14 protein-coding genes are annotated in these 18,076 nt (G+C 40.9%); 13 read left to right on the top strand and 1 reads right to left on the bottom strand.

What is annotated here, in order from left to right; genetic code table 11:
- The first annotated feature begins 256 nt into the window (after positions 1 to 256).
- The 10 genes from recG to G575_RS0107260 all read left to right on the top strand — a co-directional run bounded on the left by recG (position 257) and on the right by G575_RS0107260 (position 12,394).
- Complete coding sequence (gene recG / locus G575_RS0107305) at positions 257 to 2,272, top strand: ATP-dependent DNA helicase RecG (protein WP_027972161.1); 2,016 nt, start codon at positions 257 to 259, stop codon at positions 2,270 to 2,272.
- A gap of 442 nt (positions 2,273 to 2,714) precedes the next feature.
- Complete coding sequence (locus G575_RS0107300) at positions 2,715 to 4,217, top strand: sugar ABC transporter ATP-binding protein (protein ID WP_027972160.1); 1,503 nt, start codon at positions 2,715 to 2,717, stop codon at positions 4,215 to 4,217.
- On the top strand, positions 4,214 to 5,203 hold the full coding sequence (locus G575_RS0107295) for an ABC transporter permease (RefSeq protein WP_027972159.1): 990 nt from the start codon (positions 4,214 to 4,216) through the stop codon (positions 5,201 to 5,203). The genes G575_RS0107300 and G575_RS0107295 overlap by 4 nt, the downstream gene beginning before the upstream one ends.
- 1 nt (position 5,204) lies before the next feature.
- Complete coding sequence (locus G575_RS0107290) at positions 5,205 to 6,236, top strand: ABC transporter permease (RefSeq protein ID WP_245562390.1); 1,032 nt, start codon at positions 5,205 to 5,207, stop codon at positions 6,234 to 6,236.
- A gap of 79 nt (positions 6,237 to 6,315) precedes the next feature.
- Entirely contained in the window at positions 6,316 to 7,410 is a 1,095-nt protein-coding gene (locus G575_RS0107285; RefSeq protein WP_037622845.1) for a substrate-binding domain-containing protein, read from the top strand.
- A 28-nt stretch (positions 7,411 to 7,438) separates the two neighbouring features.
- Positions 7,439 to 8,320 carry a 3-hydroxy-5-phosphonooxypentane-2,4-dione thiolase gene (gene lsrF / locus G575_RS0107280; RefSeq protein WP_027972156.1) on the top strand — a complete coding sequence of 294 codons (882 nt, stop codon included), beginning with the start codon at positions 7,439 to 7,441 and terminating at the stop codon, positions 8,318 to 8,320.
- Positions 8,321 to 8,415: 95 nt separating this feature from the next.
- A complete protein-coding gene (locus G575_RS0107275; protein WP_027972155.1) occupies positions 8,416 to 9,357 on the top strand; it encodes a sugar-binding transcriptional regulator in 942 nt (313 codons plus the stop codon).
- The gene (lsrK, locus tag G575_RS0107270) at positions 9,350 to 10,918 is read left to right on the top strand and encodes an autoinducer-2 kinase (protein ID WP_027972154.1); all 1,569 of its coding nucleotides are present in this window, start codon (positions 9,350 to 9,352) and stop codon (positions 10,916 to 10,918) included. The genes G575_RS0107275 and lsrK overlap by 8 nt, the downstream gene beginning before the upstream one ends.
- A gap of 13 nt (positions 10,919 to 10,931) precedes the next feature.
- Entirely contained in the window at positions 10,932 to 11,288 is a 357-nt protein-coding gene (locus G575_RS0107265; RefSeq protein WP_027972153.1) for a cupin domain-containing protein, read from the top strand.
- Between the two features lie 191 nt (positions 11,289 to 11,479).
- Positions 11,480 to 12,394 carry an aldo/keto reductase gene (locus tag G575_RS0107260; protein WP_027972152.1) on the top strand — a complete coding sequence of 305 codons (915 nt, stop codon included), beginning with the start codon at positions 11,480 to 11,482 and terminating at the stop codon, positions 12,392 to 12,394.
- 127 nt (positions 12,395 to 12,521) lie between these two features.
- Here the strand turns inward: G575_RS0107260 and G575_RS0107255 are convergent, their stop codons facing one another.
- Complete coding sequence (locus tag G575_RS0107255) at positions 12,522 to 13,487, bottom strand: asparaginase (RefSeq protein WP_027972151.1); 966 nt, start codon at positions 13,485 to 13,487, stop codon at positions 12,522 to 12,524.
- A 95-nt stretch (positions 13,488 to 13,582) separates the two neighbouring features.
- On the opposite strand from G575_RS0107255, the gene G575_RS0107250 reads away from it, so the two are divergent.
- From G575_RS0107250 to G575_RS0107240, 3 genes are all read left to right on the top strand, one after another.
- Positions 13,583 to 14,980: a Cof-type HAD-IIB family hydrolase gene (locus G575_RS0107250; RefSeq protein ID WP_027972150.1), complete on the top strand. Its 1,398-nt coding sequence runs from the start codon at positions 13,583 to 13,585 to the stop codon at positions 14,978 to 14,980.
- An 85-nt stretch (positions 14,981 to 15,065) separates the two neighbouring features.
- Positions 15,066 to 16,280: a pyridoxal phosphate-dependent aminotransferase gene (locus G575_RS0107245; protein ID WP_027972149.1), complete on the top strand. Its 1,215-nt coding sequence runs from the start codon at positions 15,066 to 15,068 to the stop codon at positions 16,278 to 16,280.
- 114 nt (positions 16,281 to 16,394) lie between these two features.
- Positions 16,395 to 18,029 (top strand): Na/Pi cotransporter family protein, encoded by a 1,635-nt coding sequence (locus tag G575_RS0107240; protein ID WP_027972148.1) that lies wholly within the window; start codon positions 16,395 to 16,397, stop codon positions 18,027 to 18,029.
- Positions 18,030 to 18,076 lie beyond the last annotated feature (47 nt).

Here is an 18,076-nt window from a genome sequence, read left to right as displayed (position 1 = left end):
CTTTTCTGAAGAAGTAGGGACGGTAGTTTTTCCGTCCCTACTTCTTTTTTGAGCCTAGGACTCAAAAATTTCGAGTGGTGTAATGACGGCTGTCTTCGTCACTTTTCTCGGGTTGAAAAGTATTTGATGGTGCTCGCAAAAACTGCAATCACATCTTAAGCTAGCAGAGCTTTTCAGTTTGCTTAAGTGGAAAATAAAGTGTGTCTACACTCTAAGCAGAGCTGATTTTAGCTCTGCTTTTTGCTATAATGACATTATGAACTTACACGATTCTATTGCAAGCCTCAAAGGTTTTGGTCCAAAATCAGCTGAGAAATTTGAGAAATTAGGTCTGTTTTCAATCGAGGACCTGCTACTTTATTACCCTTTTCGATATGAAGACTTCAAGAGTAAATCCGTTTTTGAGCTTCAAGATGGAGAAAAAGCTGTTGTTACAGGAATGGTTGTGACGCCTGCCAATGTCCAATACTACGGTTATAAACGTAATCGCTTATCCTTTAAAATAAAGCAGGGAGAGGTAGTTATTGCGGTGAATTTCTTCAATCAACCCTACCTAGTGGATAAGATTGACATGGGAGCAGAAGTGGCTATTTTTGGTAAATGGGAGGCTGCCAAGTCTGCAATCACGGGTATGAAAATCTTGGCTCAGGTTGAAGATGATATGCAACCGGTCTATCATGTGGCGCAAGGGATTTCGCAAGCGGCATTGGTAAAAGCGATAAAGGCTGCTTTTGATAGTGGAGCCCTTTTACACGTCCCTGAGAATTTACCAGAAGTTTTATTGGAACGCTACCGCCTACTAGCTCGACACGATGCGGTGCGTGCGATGCATTTCCCGAAAAATTTGGAAGAGTATAGGCAGGCTTTGAGGCGTGTCAAATTTGAAGAACTTTTTTATTTTCAAATGCAGTTGCAAGTGTTGAAAGCAGAGCATAAATCTGAGACAAATGGTATTGTCATTGATTACGACGAAGAAAAGCTTAGGGCTAAGATGGCTCATCTGCCGTTTCCCTTGACAAAAGCTCAAGAGCGTAGCCTATCAGAAATCCTTGCAGATATGAGCTCGGGGGCTCACATGAATCGTCTCTTGCAGGGAGATGTTGGGTCAGGGAAGACTGTTATTGCCAGTCTTGCTATGTATGCAGCTCATACAGCTGGACTCCAGTCGGCTCTTATGGTACCGACAGAAATTTTGGCGGAGCAACATTTTGAAAGTTTGACGAGCCTTTTCCCTGAACTCAACATCGCTCTGCTAACCTCTAGCATGAAGGCAGCTGACAAAAAAATTGCCTTATCAGCAATTGCTGATGGTTCTGTCGATATGATTGTAGGTACTCATTCGTTGATTCAAGATGGGGTGACTTATCATAATCTAGGACTAGTTATCACGGATGAACAGCATCGCTTTGGTGTCAATCAACGCCGTGTTTTTCGTGAAAAAGGGAATAATCCGGATGTCCTCATGATGACAGCAACCCCTATTCCAAGAACATTAGCTATCACTGCTTTTGGGGAAATGGATGTTTCTATCATTGATGAAATGCCAGCTGGTCGAAAGCCTATCATTACACGCTGGGTCAAACATCAACAACTAGATACGGTTCTTAAGTGGTTGCAAGGTGAATTGGAAAGGGAAGCTCAAGTCTATGTTATCTCTCCGCTGATTGAAGAGTCTGAGGCGATGGACTTAAAAAATGCTGTGGCTCTCCATCAAGAATTAACAGACTTTTTTGGGCAATCAGCTAGAGTTGCTCTCATGCATGGCCGTATGAAGGCTGATGAAAAAGAGCAGGTCATGCAAGATTTTAAGGCCAATAACTCTCAGATTTTGGTGTCTACGACGGTTATTGAGGTTGGTGTCAATGTGCCAAATGCTACGGTCATGATCATTATGGATGCTGATCGCTTTGGCCTTAGTCAGCTTCATCAGTTGCGGGGGCGAGTCGGGCGTGGCGATAAGCAGTCCTACTGCATCTTAGTCTCTAATCCTAAAAATGAAGTCGGAAAAAAACGCATGCAAGCCATGTGTGATACCACGGATGGTTTTGTTTTAGCGGAAGAGGACCTAAAAATGCGTGGTTCAGGGGAAATTTTTGGAACAAGGCAATCAGGAATTCCTGAATTTAAAACAGCAGATATTGTTGAAGATTACCCTATCTTGGAAGAAGCAAGACGTGTGGCCTCCGAAATCGTTCAAGATAAGGATTGGAAACAATCTCCTACTTGGTCAATCATAGCAGAGCATATGACGGACAAGGGAGAGTTTGATTGATTTCGGATAGGTCGGATGAAGATTGTTGACAGACCTCATTTTTCACTCAAACAAACTAAAAAGCTCTGCTAGCTTAAGATGTGATGACCCATTTTGCGAGCGAAAGCGAGCCCTAACAACTACTTTTCGATCGGTAAAAGTGGTGGAGGTCCCCGTCGTTACAGTACTCGATATTTTTGAGACCTCAGGATCAAAAATGAGGTATGGGCTTCCTAAGGAAGTTGCTACCGCCTCATACGACTTAAAAAAAGCATCAAAAGGACGTTTTTTCAGTCTAAGACAAATTTCTAATGAAGTTTGTCTTTTTTTATTTGGTAAAGAGACTAATTTTAACAAGTCAAAAAAATTCAATCAAAAGTGTTGACAGCGCTTACAAAAAGATGTAAAATTCAAGATGTTAACATAAGTTTTAATCGATAACATTTGTATCAGAGGTGAAGCTATGGATGCAAAAATATTATTTGAGTGTAGAGATATCTACAAATCTTTCAATGAGAACCATGTGTTAAAAGGGATTAACATGACACTCAGAGAAGGTGAAGTTACTGCCATTATTGGAGGTAATGGAGCAGGAAAGAGTACCTTGATGAAAATCATCATGGGAATCTACAAGGCAGATGATGGCGAAATGGTTGTCCATGGAAACTGCTTAAAATCTATTACACCTGCTCAAGCACTTGCTAATGGTATTTACCTTGTTCCACAAGAACCGATGCTCTTTAAAAACATGACTGTTCTAGAAAATATTTTATTGGGTCTTCCTGGTAATAAAAATGAACAGCGCACCAAGTTGAAGAGTATCTTGTCAGAACTTCAGTGGAATATCGGACTAGACCGTAAAGCTGATACCTTAACGATTGCGGAACAGCAGTTGGTTGAAATCCTAAAGGGCTTAATTCGTGAAGTGAAAATTCTCATTATGGATGAGCCGACGAGTTCGTTAACCTTTAATGAGATTCAATCTCTCTTTGTATTGATTGAAAGGCTCAAGGCAGATGGGGTTGGTATTATCTACATTACTCACCGCTTATCTGAAGTCTTTGAGATTGGTACAGACATTATTATCATGCGCGATGGGAAGATTAGTTTGTCAGGTCCGACAAGTGAATTTACCAATGACATGTTGATTAGGGCCTTATTACCTGATGGTGCAGAATTGAGTCACAGCGGTAAAAGTGAGGAAGCATCCAAGGAATTTTTAAAGGCTCCTGTTGCTCTTAAAGTTGAACAGTTTAGTGGCAATGGCTTCAAAGATGTCTCTTTTGAAGTTCATGCAGGAGAGATACTTGGTTTAGCAGGTGTTGTAGGAGCTGGAAGAACAGAGCTAGCAGAAACGATATTTGGTAAAGATGAGGTATTAGGAGGTAAGGTTTACCTTGGAGAGATTGATATTACTGGAAAATCAACCAGTGAAGTGATTCAACTAGGGTTAAATTATGTTCCTGAAGATCGCTTTAAGAATGGAATTTTCCGGATTAGTGATTTGGGAATGAATATAACCGCGTCGTCTCTTCAGGCTGTCGGGCACTATTTTATCAATAAAACGCGAGAAACTGAGATTTATGATTACTTTAAGAAGTCTTTTAACATTAAAAGTATGAGCGTGGATGATGAAATTGGAAGCCTTTCGGGAGGGAATCAACAAAAAATTGTGATTGCTAAAGCGATAGCTTCAATGCCGAAATTACTGATTCTAGATGAACCAACCAGAGGGATTGATGCTGGAGCTCGTGGAGATGTGTATAAGATTATTCATGAGCTGAAAGAACGAGGTCTTGCTATTTTGATGATCTCATCCGATATGGAAGAAGTTGTTCAGTTATCTGATCGCGCCATAACGATGTATCACGGTCGTTTGAACGCTGAATACATTGGAAAAGATATCACCCAAGAAAATTTGATGAGTTCGTCCTTTGGTGTTGTTAAGGAGGGTCAAATGGGATGAAAACGATTTTAAAACAACGGGAAATGATTTCCTTATCTTTAATTATTGGGTTATTTGTCATTGTTGGTTTGTTAAATCCTAAATTTTTAGAGACTAGCAATATTTTCCAAATTATCAATAACAGTTCTATTTACGGACTAGTAGCATTGGGAATGTGTTTTGTACTCTTTACAGGAGAGATTGATGTGTCGATAGGGGCAACAGTCGGTTTTGTAGCAGCAGTGACGGGAACACTAGTAAATAGTGGCATGCCAATACCGCTTGTGTTTTTAATTGCAGGGCTTATTGGAACCCTTATCGGTTTAATCAATGCCATTGGTGTAGTATTCTTTAAAATTCCGTCGATTATCATGACTTTAGGAATGATGGGAATTATTCGAGGAAGTCAGTATATCTATACGAATGGACAGTGGCTTCAAAACTTTCCGAATGAATTTTTAGGCCTTTCTCAGATGAAGCTAGGAGATACGGTCAGTGTAACTTTTATTGTAACGGTTTTAATCACTTTTTTACTCTATCTTTTTACAAAAACAACCATGCTAGGAAAAAGTTTTAAAGCTGTGGGAGACAATATTGACGGTGCTCGTTTAATCGGTATTTCTGTTGGTAAAATTAAATTCATTAGCTATATCATTTGTGGTGTGTTTGCAGCTCTAGGGGGTGTTCTGTACGCGAGTCGTATTGGTTTTGTGACTCCTATTGATGGCACTGGCTATGAAATGACTGCTATTGCAGCTTGTGTTATTGGAGGGATTGCTCTTGAGGGCGGACAGGGGTCTACTTTTGGAGCAATTATCGGCTCTATCTTAATGACCTCTATTAGTAGTATCTTGGTCTTCCTTAATTTTCCATCAACCTTCAACAATACCATTACAGGTGGTATATTGATTGCTATTGTGGTCATAGGTGCACTATCAAATCAGAGGTCTTCTGAAAAAATGCGTAAGGCAAGACTTCGTGCTAGGGTAGAGCAAGGAGGTTCGTAAGATGGTGAAAACGATACAGGAAAAAATGTCACATTCTAAAAGGGGATTACCTTTCAAATGGCGTTGGGAGTATTTTTTACTGGTGCTGTTGCTGGCTGAATTTGTTATCTTTGGAGGGTTAAATCCTCGATTTCTCAACCCAGTTGTTCTGCTCAGTTCGATTAACAACTTTATTCCCGTTTGCATTGTATCTCTCTTCATTACCTATGTGATTATTACAGGTGGGATGGATATTCAGGCAGGTTCTATTATTGGGTTGACCTCGATTTGTGTCGGTGTGTTTTGGCAAAAAATGGGCATGAACATTTGGATAGCACTAGTCATGGGGCTGTTGGTTGGGGCGCTATGCGGTTTCCTTAGTGGGGCCTTAATCGCTTATACAAAGGTACAACCAATGGTGATTACTTTAGGGGGTTCTTTCCTTTATTCAGGATTAGCGCTTGTGGTACCATCTTTGACAGGGGTTGTCTCATATCAAGGGATAACGAATTTTCCCGCGGAATTTCAGGCAATTGCTAATGGAGATATGTTTGGTTTGCCGAACCAAGTTTTGATTTTTATCTTGATGACTATCGGTGCCTATGTTCTTTTGCATAAGTCAAAATATGGACGAAAAATATTTTTAGTCGGTGTTAATCGTAATACTGCTGAATATTCAGGAATTGCCACCACACGATTGATTCTCAGTACTTATGTTTTATCAGGAATCGCAGCGTCTGTTGCAGGTATTCTATTGACTTCCTATTTAGGAACGGCTAAGGTGGATTTCGGGGCAGATTTGACGCTACCGATTATCACAGCAGTTGTTTTGGGAGGAACATCAATCTATGGAGGCAAAGGAAATGTTCTAGGAACAGCGTTAGCGGCTTTGATTATTGGTTTTATGAAGTTTGGATTAACCCTTGTGGGGATCAATGCCCAGTATCAGGATATTCCTGTAGGCATTCTTCTGATTATTTCTCTTATCATAAACTTTATGATTAATGACAATGTGTTCAAAAAAATGACTAAAAAAATAAAGAAAGGAAGTTGATGATGAATAGTTCGTAGCAGTCATAGCACTTATGGTAGAAAATTGTCACAGGAGCATTTATAGTAAAGGAGAAAATATTATGAACTTTAAAAAAATAGTTACGAGTACTCTTGTTGCGACACTTGCTTTAGGATTAGTTGCTTGTGGAACTTCTAAGAAAGAAGGCTCTTCAACCACGTCAAGTGGAGGCAGCAATAATACCGTTGTTTTTGTGCCAAAAGTAACTGGAAATTCATTCTTTGAATCTGGAAATGTAGGCGCGCAAGAAATGGCTAAAAAAGAAGGCTTTACCGTAGAATACAATGGAAATGCGACAGCTTCTGTTGCCAACCAAGTAACCATTATCAACAATGCTGTACAGACTGGCGCATCTGCGATTGCCATCTCATCTGTAGACCCAACTGGTTTGGACAATGCTCTTAAAAAAGCACAAGAGGCTGGGTTGAAGATTGTGACTTGGGATTCAGATGTATCACCAGATGCTCGTTCGATTATGGTTGCTCAAGGAACACCAGAACAACTTGGGGAAATGTTGGTTGACATGAGTGTCGATGCCCTTACAAAACGTGGTAAAGATCCATCGAAAGACACCATCAAATACGCATGGCATTACTCATCTTCTACCGTACAGGACCAAAACTCTTGGCAAAAAGTAGGTGAGGAGTTTATTAAGAAAAACTACCCAAATTGGGAAAATGTAAACCCTTCAAACTATTACAGCAATCAAGATGCTCAAACAGCTTTAAACGTAGGGCAATCCATCTTATCTGCGCATGAAGACATCGATTTGATTATCTGTAATGACTCCACAGCCTTGCCAGGTCAATTACAAGCAGTTCAAAATGCAGGTAAAACAAAAGAAGATATTACGGTAACAGGCTTCTCAACACCTAACTCTATTAAGAAATATGCAACTGACGGCATTATTGAAGAATGGGGACTTTGGGATGTTAAAGTTCAAGGAGCTCTTGCAGTTTATATTGCCAACTATCTCGCTTCAGGTAACACTGTTAAAGTTGGAGATAGCATCGATGTCCCAGGTATCGGAAAAGTAGAAGTACAAAATAACTCTGTTCTTGATGCTAACTATAAAGATAGTGAAGACAGTGGTGTTGTTCTCCTTCCAGAACGTACCGTCTTTACAACAGAAAACATGGACAACTACGATTTTTAACATCTAATAAGAAAAGGGAGAAGCTAATATGGCAGATTTAGACGGAGTAAAAGTTGCAAAAAATTATCACATTGACACACCAGTAAAAACATTAGAACAATTCTATGTTAAGGGTGCCCATAATCTTGATTATGGCATGAAAAAACGTTTGTCTAATATTTTCAACCCAAAAAGTGGGAATACAGTCATGTTTGCTTTTGACCATGGCTATTTCATGGGCTCGACATCTGGACTAGAGCGGTTGGATCTCATTCTTCCAAAAATTGCTCCAGAAGTGGATTGCTTAATGGGGACACGCGGCGCTATTAGGACAAGTGTAGACCCTAGTTGGGGTAAAGGGACGGCTTTGCGAGTAACTTCTGGTTCAAGCATGCTAAATGACGATCTCAGTCATGAGATACTAGCGGTTGATATTGAGGAGTCGATTCGACTCAATGCAGACTGTTTAGCAGTACAAACTTTTATCGGTGCTGATGGGCAATTGTCAAGTTTGGAGAATTTATCTAAAGCTGTCAATATTGGTAACCGTTATAGCATCCCAACAATGGGAGTTGTAGCTGTTGGTAAGGATATGGAAAGAACAGACCGCTTCTTCAAACTGGCGACACGTATTGTGGCGGAGTTGGGAGCTAACTTGGTTAAATCTTACTACTGTGATAATTTTGAAGAAGTAGTGGCATCTTGCCCAGTTCCGATTGTTGTTGCTGGTGGTAAGAAGTTATCTGAAAAAGATGCGATGACACTTGCCTATAAGTCTATGAGTGGTGGTGCTAAAGGTCTTGATATGGGTCGAAATATCTTCCAGAGCCAGCATCCAACAGAAATGGCAAAAAGTATTGCTAAAATTGTTCATGAAAAATATACGGACAAAGAAGCCTTCGAATACTACACAGATTTAATCAATCGCTAAGCAATCTATTGTTAAGGATAGTAAGATTCGGGGAAATAAGGTATTATTTCCCTGCTTTCTTTTGAGTAAAGTGTATGAAGATGGGAGGGAGTAAAATGGCTTTCTCAAAACATGAAGCAGATTACCGAGAAGCCTTACTTTACAAAGTGGCTTGGCTTTATTACATAGATGAGTTGACTCAAAAGGAAATTGCAGAGCAACTGTCATTGACACGTATTAAAGTCATCAAGCTATTAGAAGAAGCAAGAAAGCGAAAAGTCGTTCGTTTTCATTTCTCGACCTACTTTAGGCATAAAAATCATTTAGAGCAGGCTTTGATGACAAAGTATGGCTTACGTGATGTTTTAGTGGTGCCTTGGAATGCCAAAGAAAATTTAGCTGAAAACTTAGGTCAAGCGACAGCCATGTATCTCAATGATTTTTTACCTGATGGGGCTTCGATAGGCATTGGTTACGGGGTAACCATAGGTTCGATATTGAAAAATTTAGCCAAAATATCAAATAAAAAGTATTCGATTGTTTCGATGACAGGAGGGGTCATGCCTTATTTGAGGCAAGTAGGTACAGGTTTGTTTGAGTTAAACCCTTTTTTAATCCCAGCACCGCTCATAGTCAGCAAAAAAGAAATTGCGGAAGCTTTCATTTATGAAAAAGCTGTCAGGGATGTCATGAAGCAAGCACAAGATACAAAAGTTGTCGTGACAGGCATCGGAGGCATGTCTGACAACTCCACCGTATTGAGTGAGGGAATTTTGACACCAGAAGAATTTGAAGGGTTGAAAAGCAGAGGTGCTGTTGGAGATGTGTTGATGCACTTTATTGATGAGAAAGGGAATCTGGTTGATGACGACATCGAAAATAGAATCATTAGCATGAACCTTGATGATGTCAAGAAGAAGGATAATATTATTGCCGCTGCTGGAGGAATCTCTAAGCGAAAAGCGATTCATACAGCGTTGACGATTGGTCTTGTTAATGTCCTTATTACCGATGAAGATACGGCAGAGGCGCTTTTAGAAGGAGTAGATTATGAGTAAAAAGGACTATCTATTAGCTTTAGATGGAGGGACAGGCAGTTTTCGGGCTATCTTATTTGATAAATCAGGACAACAGGTAGCGATTGAGCAAGTTGAGTGGGAACATCCGACAGACTCTAGGTATCCAGGAAGTATTGGATTTGATTTTGAATCAGGTTGGGAGACGATTAAAAGTTGTATCAGAAGTCTGCTGGATAAATCAGGGATTGCCCCTGATGCTATTCGAGGCATATCTTCTGATTCTATGAGAGAGGGTTTTATCCTATACGACGACAACCACAAAGAACTGATTGGTTTTTCAAATGTGGATGCTAGGGCTGTTGATGAAGCAACTTTTTTAAAAACCAGTGATCCTGATTTGGAAATGGCTATTTATCTAGAAACCGGTCAGACCTTTGCTTTAAGTGCCTTGCCACGATTGCTCTGGGTAAAAAATCATGAGCCTGACATTTATGCAAAAACCAGGTATATCAACATGATTAATGATTGGATTATTACCAAGCTAACTGGTAAAATTGTTTCTGAACCTAGCAATGCCTCGACGAGCGGTTTGTTCAATCTCAAGGAAAGAAAGTGGCTTCCTGAAGTGGCTGAAAAATGCGGTCTGAAATCTGATATTTTTCCTCCAGTTTTTGAGAGTGGGGAGCCTGTTGGTCATGTTACTGACGAAGTGGCTAGAGAGACTGGATTATCCACGTCAACTATAGTTGTTTGTGGAGGCGGGGATTCGCAATTGGGTTGTATTGGATTAGGCTCTATCAAACATAATCAAGCAGCACTTTTTGGTGGTAGTTTTTGGCAGTATGAATACAATACAGATGCTCCCCTAGTAGATGCTCAAGGGCGTATTCGTGTCAATTGCCATGCCGTTAAGAATATCTGGCAACAGGAAGCCATTGCTTGGAGTGCAGGGCTTGTGATGAGATGGTTTAGAGACGCGTTTTTAGATTTGGATAAAGAGCTCGCCAAAAGCCTAGGAACTTCGGTATATGCTTTGATGGATGATAAAGCAAAAGATATCCCGGTAGGCTCTTATGGTTTAATTGCAACCTTTGCAGATGTCATGAACTTTAGAAACTTGAAACACGCCTCACCGACCTTTACCAACTTTACGATTGATCCGGAGCGGTTTAACAAGTATACTTTCTACCGTGCCATCATGGAAAATGCAGGTTTGATTACCCTAGGTCACCTTAAAATGGTTCAAGAAATTACTGGGAATAAACCAGAGGAAATTTATTTTGCAGGAGGCTCTGCTTATAGCAAGCTTTGGAGCCAAATTATTGCAGACATTCTTGGGGTAAGATTGATTACGCCAAAAGAAAAAGAAGCCACGGCTCTAGGGGCTGCCTTCTTGGCTGGAGTTGGTAGTGGTGTTTATGCTTCTCTTGATGAAGCCATTCAACATGTTGAAATTGACAGCGTCTATGAGCCGGATTTAGAAAAACACAAGCAGTATTTAGACATCTATGAGCAATGGAAAACCATCTATCAAGCACAGTTAGAGTTGTCAGATAGAGGGCTTACCCATTACATGTGGAAAGCAGCTGGGGCTAAATAGAAAGAGGAATATCATGTATATTGTAAATGAAAAAGATGAGGCATATCGTTTTGGAGACAGTGGTCCTAAATATTTGATGAAGGGACCACGGTCAAATTTTGCGCTTGTTCGTTTTAATCCTAAGGAGGACTTCCCTGCTCACTATCATAATGTTATGGAAGAAAACTTCTATATTTTAGAAGGAAAAATTGACATTTATGTTGATGGAACAAAGCATACGCTCAGTGAAGGTCAATTTATTCATATTGAGCCGGGTGAAGTGCATTATGTGGCTAATCCTTACGATGAGCCGATTTTAATGATATCGACATTAGCACCATATCAAGAAGTTGATAAAGTGGAAGTTCCTGATTATAAGATTGACGAGTAGTGATTGCCTTTGTTTCGATGACATGTAAAGGTGAGTTTTAGAATAACCATCCTTGACAAGATTTAATTGACATGTCTAGTAGTCACGACAATAGAGTGTTTATTGTATCTTCTACACGGGTGCGTGGATTAAGGCTTCTGTGTCCGTCATTTTGTGCTATAATAAGCTTACTAGAGCATAGGAGAAACATGATGAAACAGTTAATCGGACAAACAGGTGTAGAAGGGTCTAGGATTTCGCTGGGCTGTATGCGAATGGCTGCCTTAGATACTAAAGCAGCAGAAGCAGTTATCGCTACTAGTCTTGAAGAAGGCATTAACTTTATTGACCACGCTGATATTTATGGAGGTGGTCAATCGGAGGAGCGTTTTCGCGATGCGGTGAAAAATCTAGGGATTGCACGGGACCAACTTATTCTACAATCCAAGTGTGGTATTCAAAAAGGCTATTTTGATTTTTCTAAGGAGCATATTTTAGCTTCTGTTGATGGGATTTTAAAGAGACTGGGGACCGACTATTTAGATTTTCTGGTCTTACATCGTCCTGATATTCTGGTAGAGCCTGAAGAAGTCGCGGAAGCTTTTTCAAAACTCAAAAGACAAGGAAAAGTCAAACACTTTGGGGTCAGCAATCAAAATCGCTATCAAATGGAACTCTTACAGCATTATCTGGAGGAGCCTTTGGCTGTCAATCAGCTTCAATTATCTCCTGCTCATACTCCCATGTTTGATTTTGGTGTCAATGTCAATATGAAAAATGAGGCTGCCACAAATCGTGATAGTGGGATTATTGATTATTGTCGACTTCATCAAGTGACCATTCAGGCTTGGTCGCCTTTCCAAATAGATTTAGGAAAAGGACTTTTTGCGGATCATCCAGACTACACGGCCTTAAACACCACTATTCGCAACTATGCTGATCAGTATGGTGTGTCGGATGAAGCCATTATTATTGCATGGATACTACGGCATCCGGCCAAGATGCAAGCTATTGTGGGTTCAATGACCCCTGAGCGGATTCGCAAGATTTCACGCGCAGCAGATGTTCAACTCACACGTCCAGAATGGTATGAAATTTACCGCAGCGCAGGCAATCAATTGCCGTAATGATGCCGAACAAAAAGTCTTAAAAAGTAGAAAATAGCTTAGAATGACGTCATCAGAAACGTTACTTCTAAGCTATTTTTAATTACTCAAATGGAAATCGTAGTGAGAAATTTTAGTCCTTCCCGGCTCACCCTTCAATATACTCGACCAGTTCTGACCCGCTGAGTCCGGCATTAAGGGAAATCAGGAGTTTTAGCCTAGCTTTTTGGGCATTGAGTTCTTTGACAAACATAACTCCCATTTCCTGAAGAGCCATTCCTCCTCCGTCATAAGCATAAACAGGTTCTGCGATACCATTGAAACAACGAGAGACCAGAACGACTGGGACCCCTTGGTGGATAAGTTGTTTAAGTTCTAAGGCTGCGCTAGGAGGAATGTTTCCTGCTCCTAAAGCTTCAATCACAACGCCTTGCACATTATCAGGATTGAGCAAGCTAATGATTGAGCCGTCTCCCATTCCTGCATAAGCCTTTATGATTGGGATTGTTCCTGATACCTTTTCTAGGTCAAATCGTACGCGAGGCTCTGCTGTTTTGAAAAAGAGCAGGTCATTTTTCATGACAATACCGAGAGGTCCGTGAGTGGGGGTTTGAAAGGTGGAAACATTTGTAGTATGAGTTTTGGTCACGTATTTGGCGGCATGTATTTCATCGTTCATTACCACCAAAACCCCTTTATCGGCTGCCTTATCATGACTAGCGACACGCAGGGCAGAGAGGTAGTTGTAGATGCCATCGCTACCTAGTTCGTTAGACGAACGCATGGCTCCTGTGATAACAATTGGGATCTGTGGCACAGCCATGGTGTCCAAAAAATAAGCGGTCTCCTCCAGAGTATCCGTGCCGTGTGTGATGACAATACCATCGAACCGATGGGAAGCTTCACGAATCTTATGGTAGAGCTCAAGCATGTGTTTGGGTTTAATGTGGGGACTTGGGAGGTTAAAAAAGTCAAGAACTTCAATCTCCAAGTCGGGGAGATTGAGCCCTACTTCGACCATAGGGTTTCTAGCAGAAGTAGAGACTTTTCCGACATCATCTGACGTCATGGAAATGGTCCCGCCAGTATGCAGGACAAGGATTTTTTTAGGCATTGGAGCTAAACTTCCTTTTCAAACTGTGATATAATCATTGTAACATAAATTTACACGGATGCTGGTATTCGTACTTTTTTAGAAAGGAGCATGTCATGGCAATTAAGGCTGTTTTTTTTGATATTGATGGCACCCTTTTAAATGATATGAAGAAAGTGCAACGTTCCACTCAAAAAGCTATCGCTGAGATGAAAAAGCAAGGGATCCTAGTTGGTTTAGCAACTGGCCGTGGGCCAGGGTTTGTTGCTCCTTTTATGGAAAATCTAGGCTTGGATTTTGCAGTCACCTACAATGGTCAGTATATCATCACAAGGGACAAAATCATCTACCAGAATCAGTTGCCCAAATCCTTAATTTATAAGGCAATTAAGTTTGCCTCCCAAAGTCGCATGGAGATTTCTTTAGGGACAGCTGATGGGCTTTTGGGGTCAAATATTATCAGTATGGGAACGAGCCCCATCGGTCAGGTTGTTAGCCGACTGGTGCCAAGAAAATGGGCAAAATCTGTGGAGCGTAGCTTTAAACATTTGGTGCGTCGCATCAAACCACAAAATAGCAGGCATTTAATGACCATGATGCGTCAGCCAGTTTATCAAATTGTGCTTATCACAACGAAAACCGAATTGCTGAGGCAAGAATTTCCCTATGCTAGTGTGACGAGAAGTAGTCCTTATTCTGCGGATGTCATCTCGCTTAATCAGTCAAAATTAAAAGGGATTGAGCGTTTGGGTCAAGTTTTTGGCTTTGAGTTGTCTGAGGTCATGGCTTTTGGCGATTCTGAAAACGATAAGGAAATGCTTTCAGGTGTCGGAGTAGCTGTTGCTATGGGAAATGCTAGTGATGACCTGAAAAAGACCGCTCATTACATCACTGAAACCAACAACAAGGACGGTATCGCAAAGGCACTTGCGCATTTTGGGCTGATTCACGTTGAGCAAGAAAAAGTCTTTGGTAGTCGTGACGATAACTTTAACCGAGTAAAGGATTTCCATCAACTGATGGATGGCGAGACCTGCGAAATGCCACGGATTTATCCCCTTGATGAAGCCTGTCACCGTTCTGATTTTAAGGTGGAAGAAATTGTTGAATTTCTCTACGCGACAAGTCAAGGTGATGTGCAGGATTTTCAAACGGCTATTGAGAGATTGCATGAAGCTGTTGACAAGGCTGCTTTAAAAATGACAAATAAACAAGGCGAGATGGGGAATGCATTGGTTGGGCAGGTGGATGCTCTGACAGACTTACTGTATTTGACTTACGGCTCTTTTGTCTTGATGGGAGTTGACCCAAAACCCTTCTTTGACACTGTACATGAGGCCAATATGGGAAAAATTTTCCCTGATGGGAAAGCGCATTTTGATCCAATCAGCCATAAAATTCTCAAGCCAGATGATTGGGAAGAACGCTTTGCTCCAGAACCTGCCATCAAACGAGAGCTAGACAGGCAGATTCAAAAAGCAAAGATGAAGCAAGTCAAGAAGGAGGAGCGTTAACTTCTCTTTCTTTTCATTTGTCCAATTTTACGTTATAATATAGAACAGTACAGAAAGGTTGAGTAGTTTACTCAGGTATCTGATCATGAAAACTTTTAACAAATCTTCAAAGTTAGACCACGTGGCTTATGACATTCGAGGACCGATTCTGGATGAAGCAGAGCGCATGATTGCTAATGGTGAAAAAATCTTGCGCCTAAACACTGGAAATCCTGCAGAATTTGGCTTTACTGCACCAGATGAAGTTATCCGCGATTTGATTCATAATGTTCGTAAGAGCGAAGGTTACTCAAATAGCAAAGGGATTTTTTCAGCTCGTAAGGCAGTGATGCAATATTGTCAAACTAAGGGCATCAAAGGTGTCGATATCGATGATATTTATATCGGAAATGGTGTTTCAGAAATGATCTCTATCTCGATGCAGGCCCTCCTTGATACTAACGATGAAGTCTTAGTTCCTATGCCAGATTACCCGCTTTGGACGGCCTGTGTCAGCTTAGCGGGAGGAAATGCGGTGCATTACCTTTGTGATGAATCAGCTAACTGGTACCCTGATATTGAGGACATCAAGTCAAAAATAACAGCTAATACAAAGGCTATCGTAGTCATCAACCCGAACAACCCGACAGGAGCCCTCTATCCAAGAGAACTATTAGAAGAGATTGTCGAAATTGCGAGACAACATCATTTGATTATTTTTGCAGATGAGATTTATGATCGTATGGTCATGGATGGGAAAGAACATATTGCCATTGCTAGTCTGGCCCCAGATGTTTTTTGTGTCTCTATGAACGGATTGTCAAAATCCCATCGTATCTGTGGTTTCCGTGTAGGTTGGATGGTCTTGTCAGGGCCTAAGCGCCATGCTAAGGGGTATATTGAAGGGCTCAATATGCTTGCCAATATGCGATTGTGTTCAAACGTCCTAGCTCAACATGTGGTGCAGACATCCTTAGGTGGTTACCAATCCATTGACGAGCTCTTAGTTCCTGGCGGACGCATCTATGAACAACGTGAATTTATCACAAAAGCCGTCAATGACATTCCGGGATTATCAGCGGTAAAACCTGAAGCAGGTCTCTACATTTTCCCTAAAATCGATCGGGACATGTACCAGATAGATGACGATGAAGAATTCTGCCTCCAACTCTTGAAACAAGAGAAGGTGATGTTAGTACCAGGTAAAGGATTTAACTGGAAAGAGCCTGATCATTTCCGTATTGTTTATTTGCCACGAGTAGAGGAGTTGGCAACGTTACAAGAAAAGATTACCCGAGTTCTGCATCAGTACAGACGTTAATAACAAGAGCCGTAAGGCTCTTTTTTCGTTCATAAATTATGGAAAACCTCTTGTATCGAAAGGGGAAAAGGGCTAAAATAAAAGGGAAGTATTTGGTTACAATGGAGAACAATAATGGCATTAAATTGGCAAGATATTGTTTTTAATTTTATTGGTGGGTTGGGCTTATTCCTCTTTAGTATCAAGTACATGGGGGATGGCCTTCAACAAGCTGCAGGAGATAGGCTACGGTATTATATTGACAAGTATACCAGCAATCCTTTTTTGGGGATTATCGTGGGGCTCGCCATGTCTGCCTTGATCCAGTCATCGTCAGGAGTAACCGTGATAACCGTAGGTTTGGTATCCGCAGGTTTGCTAAATCTGAGACAGGCTATCGGTATAGTGATGGGAGCTAATATTGGCACGACCATTACGTCTTTTATGATTGGTTTCAAATTAGGAGATTACGCTCTGCCAATGATTGCCTTAGGAGCAGCTCTGCTATTTTTCACCTCAAATCGACAATTAAATAATATTGGGCGTGTGATTTTTGGGGTTGGAGGTATCTTTTTTTCCTTAAATCTTATGGGGGATGCTGTAGAACCTCTTAAATCAGTGGCTGCTTTTCGGGATTATCTGGCTACCTTAGGGGATAAACCTTTGATGGGGGTGTTGATAGGAACTGTTCTGACTTGTATGGTCCAAGCATCGTCAGCCATTATCGGCATTGTTCAAGGTCTTCACGGGAGTGATTTGCTGGATTTGCAGGGGGCTATTCCAATTCTTTTAGGGTCAAATATTGGCACGTGTATTACAGCGGTCTTAGCCTCTATAGGCACTAATGTTGCTGCTAAGCGGGTGGCCTGGGCACATGTCCTCTTTAATGTTATTGGGACGGTCATCTTTATGGTCTTCCTGAGTCCTTTTACAGCCTTTATTAGTTTTTTGCAGGAACAACTATCGCTAACTCCTGAGATGGCAGTGGCTTTTGCTCATGGTGCCTTCAATATTACAAATACTATTATATTGTTGCCGTTTATCAGTTTGCTGGCCTTTTTAGTGACAAAATTGATTCCAGGTCAAGATGAAGCAGTGACGACCTATGGCTCTCTCTATTTAGATCGTATTCTGGTAACGCAAGCGCCAGCTATTGCACTTGGAAATGCCAAGAAAGAATTGTTGCATTTAGCTTCTTATGCCATACAGGCGCTAGAAGCTTCTTATCACTATTGGGCGTATGCCGATGAGAAATACGCTGGTCAAGTGCATGCTTATGAGAAGGCTGTTAATAGCATTGATGAGGAATTAACCACCTATCTTATCGCTATTTCTAATGAAGCCTTAAATCCTTCGGAGAATGAAGTTTTGGCAGGCATCTTAGATGCAACACGTGACTTGGAACGTATTGGAGATCACTCGGAAAATTTGGTTTCCTTAATTAGTAATCTTCACGACAAAGAAACAGTCTTTTCAGAAACAGCCGTTCAAGAAGTTAAGCAAATGTATGACCTTACTTACCATTTGATTACAGATACAATTCATGCTGTTGAAAAGAGAGATAAAGTTATGGCAAGCACTTTAGTTGAACGTCACCGTCATATCCAATCCTTGGAGAGACAGATTCGTAAAAACCATGTGCATCGTTTGAATGAAGGTGTCTGTACTGCTCAGGCTGGCATGACGTTTGTGGATATTCTATCTCATTACACACGAATGACCGACCACGCTGTCAACCTTGCGCATAAAATTCTTGAAAATCAAATCTAAAAGCGGGATTCACCGCTTTTTGTATTTACATTTACCAGCAAAGGTTT

Origin of the sequence: Streptococcus plurextorum DSM 22810 (genome assembly GCF_000423745.1) — a bacterium.
GTDB classification, from domain to species: domain Bacteria; phylum Bacillota; class Bacilli; order Lactobacillales; family Streptococcaceae; genus Streptococcus; species Streptococcus plurextorum.
The sequence above is the reverse complement of the archived record's forward strand: the minus strand, read 5'-3'. Positions and strand labels throughout refer to the sequence as shown.

Excerpts from the sequence above, each read along its gene's own strand:
- recG (WP_027972161.1), top strand. The coding sequence starts at position 257 with ATGAACTTACACGATTCTATTGCAAGCCTCAAAGGTTTTGGTCCAAAA.
- G575_RS0107300 (WP_027972160.1), top strand. The coding sequence starts at position 2,715 with ATGGATGCAAAAATATTATTTGAGTGTAGAGATATCTACAAATCTTTC.
- G575_RS0107295 (WP_027972159.1), top strand. The coding sequence starts at position 4,214 with ATGAAAACGATTTTAAAACAACGGGAAATGATTTCCTTATCTTTAATT.
- G575_RS0107290 (WP_245562390.1), top strand. The coding sequence starts at position 5,205 with ATGGTGAAAACGATACAGGAAAAAATGTCACATTCTAAAAGGGGATTA.
- G575_RS0107285 (WP_037622845.1), top strand. The coding sequence starts at position 6,316 with ATGAACTTTAAAAAAATAGTTACGAGTACTCTTGTTGCGACACTTGCT.
- lsrF (WP_027972156.1), top strand. The coding sequence starts at position 7,439 with ATGGCAGATTTAGACGGAGTAAAAGTTGCAAAAAATTATCACATTGAC.
- G575_RS0107275 (WP_027972155.1), top strand. The coding sequence starts at position 8,416 with ATGGCTTTCTCAAAACATGAAGCAGATTACCGAGAAGCCTTACTTTAC.
- lsrK (WP_027972154.1), top strand. The coding sequence starts at position 9,350 with ATGAGTAAAAAGGACTATCTATTAGCTTTAGATGGAGGGACAGGCAGT.
- G575_RS0107265 (WP_027972153.1), top strand. The coding sequence starts at position 10,932 with ATGTATATTGTAAATGAAAAAGATGAGGCATATCGTTTTGGAGACAGT.
- G575_RS0107260 (WP_027972152.1), top strand. The coding sequence starts at position 11,480 with ATGAAACAGTTAATCGGACAAACAGGTGTAGAAGGGTCTAGGATTTCG.
- G575_RS0107255 (WP_027972151.1), bottom strand. The coding sequence starts at position 13,487 with ATGCCTAAAAAAATCCTTGTCCTGCATACTGGCGGGACCATTTCCATG.
- G575_RS0107250 (WP_027972150.1), top strand. The coding sequence starts at position 13,583 with ATGGCAATTAAGGCTGTTTTTTTTGATATTGATGGCACCCTTTTAAAT.
- G575_RS0107245 (WP_027972149.1), top strand. The coding sequence starts at position 15,066 with ATGAAAACTTTTAACAAATCTTCAAAGTTAGACCACGTGGCTTATGAC.
- G575_RS0107240 (WP_027972148.1), top strand. The coding sequence starts at position 16,395 with ATGGCATTAAATTGGCAAGATATTGTTTTTAATTTTATTGGTGGGTTG.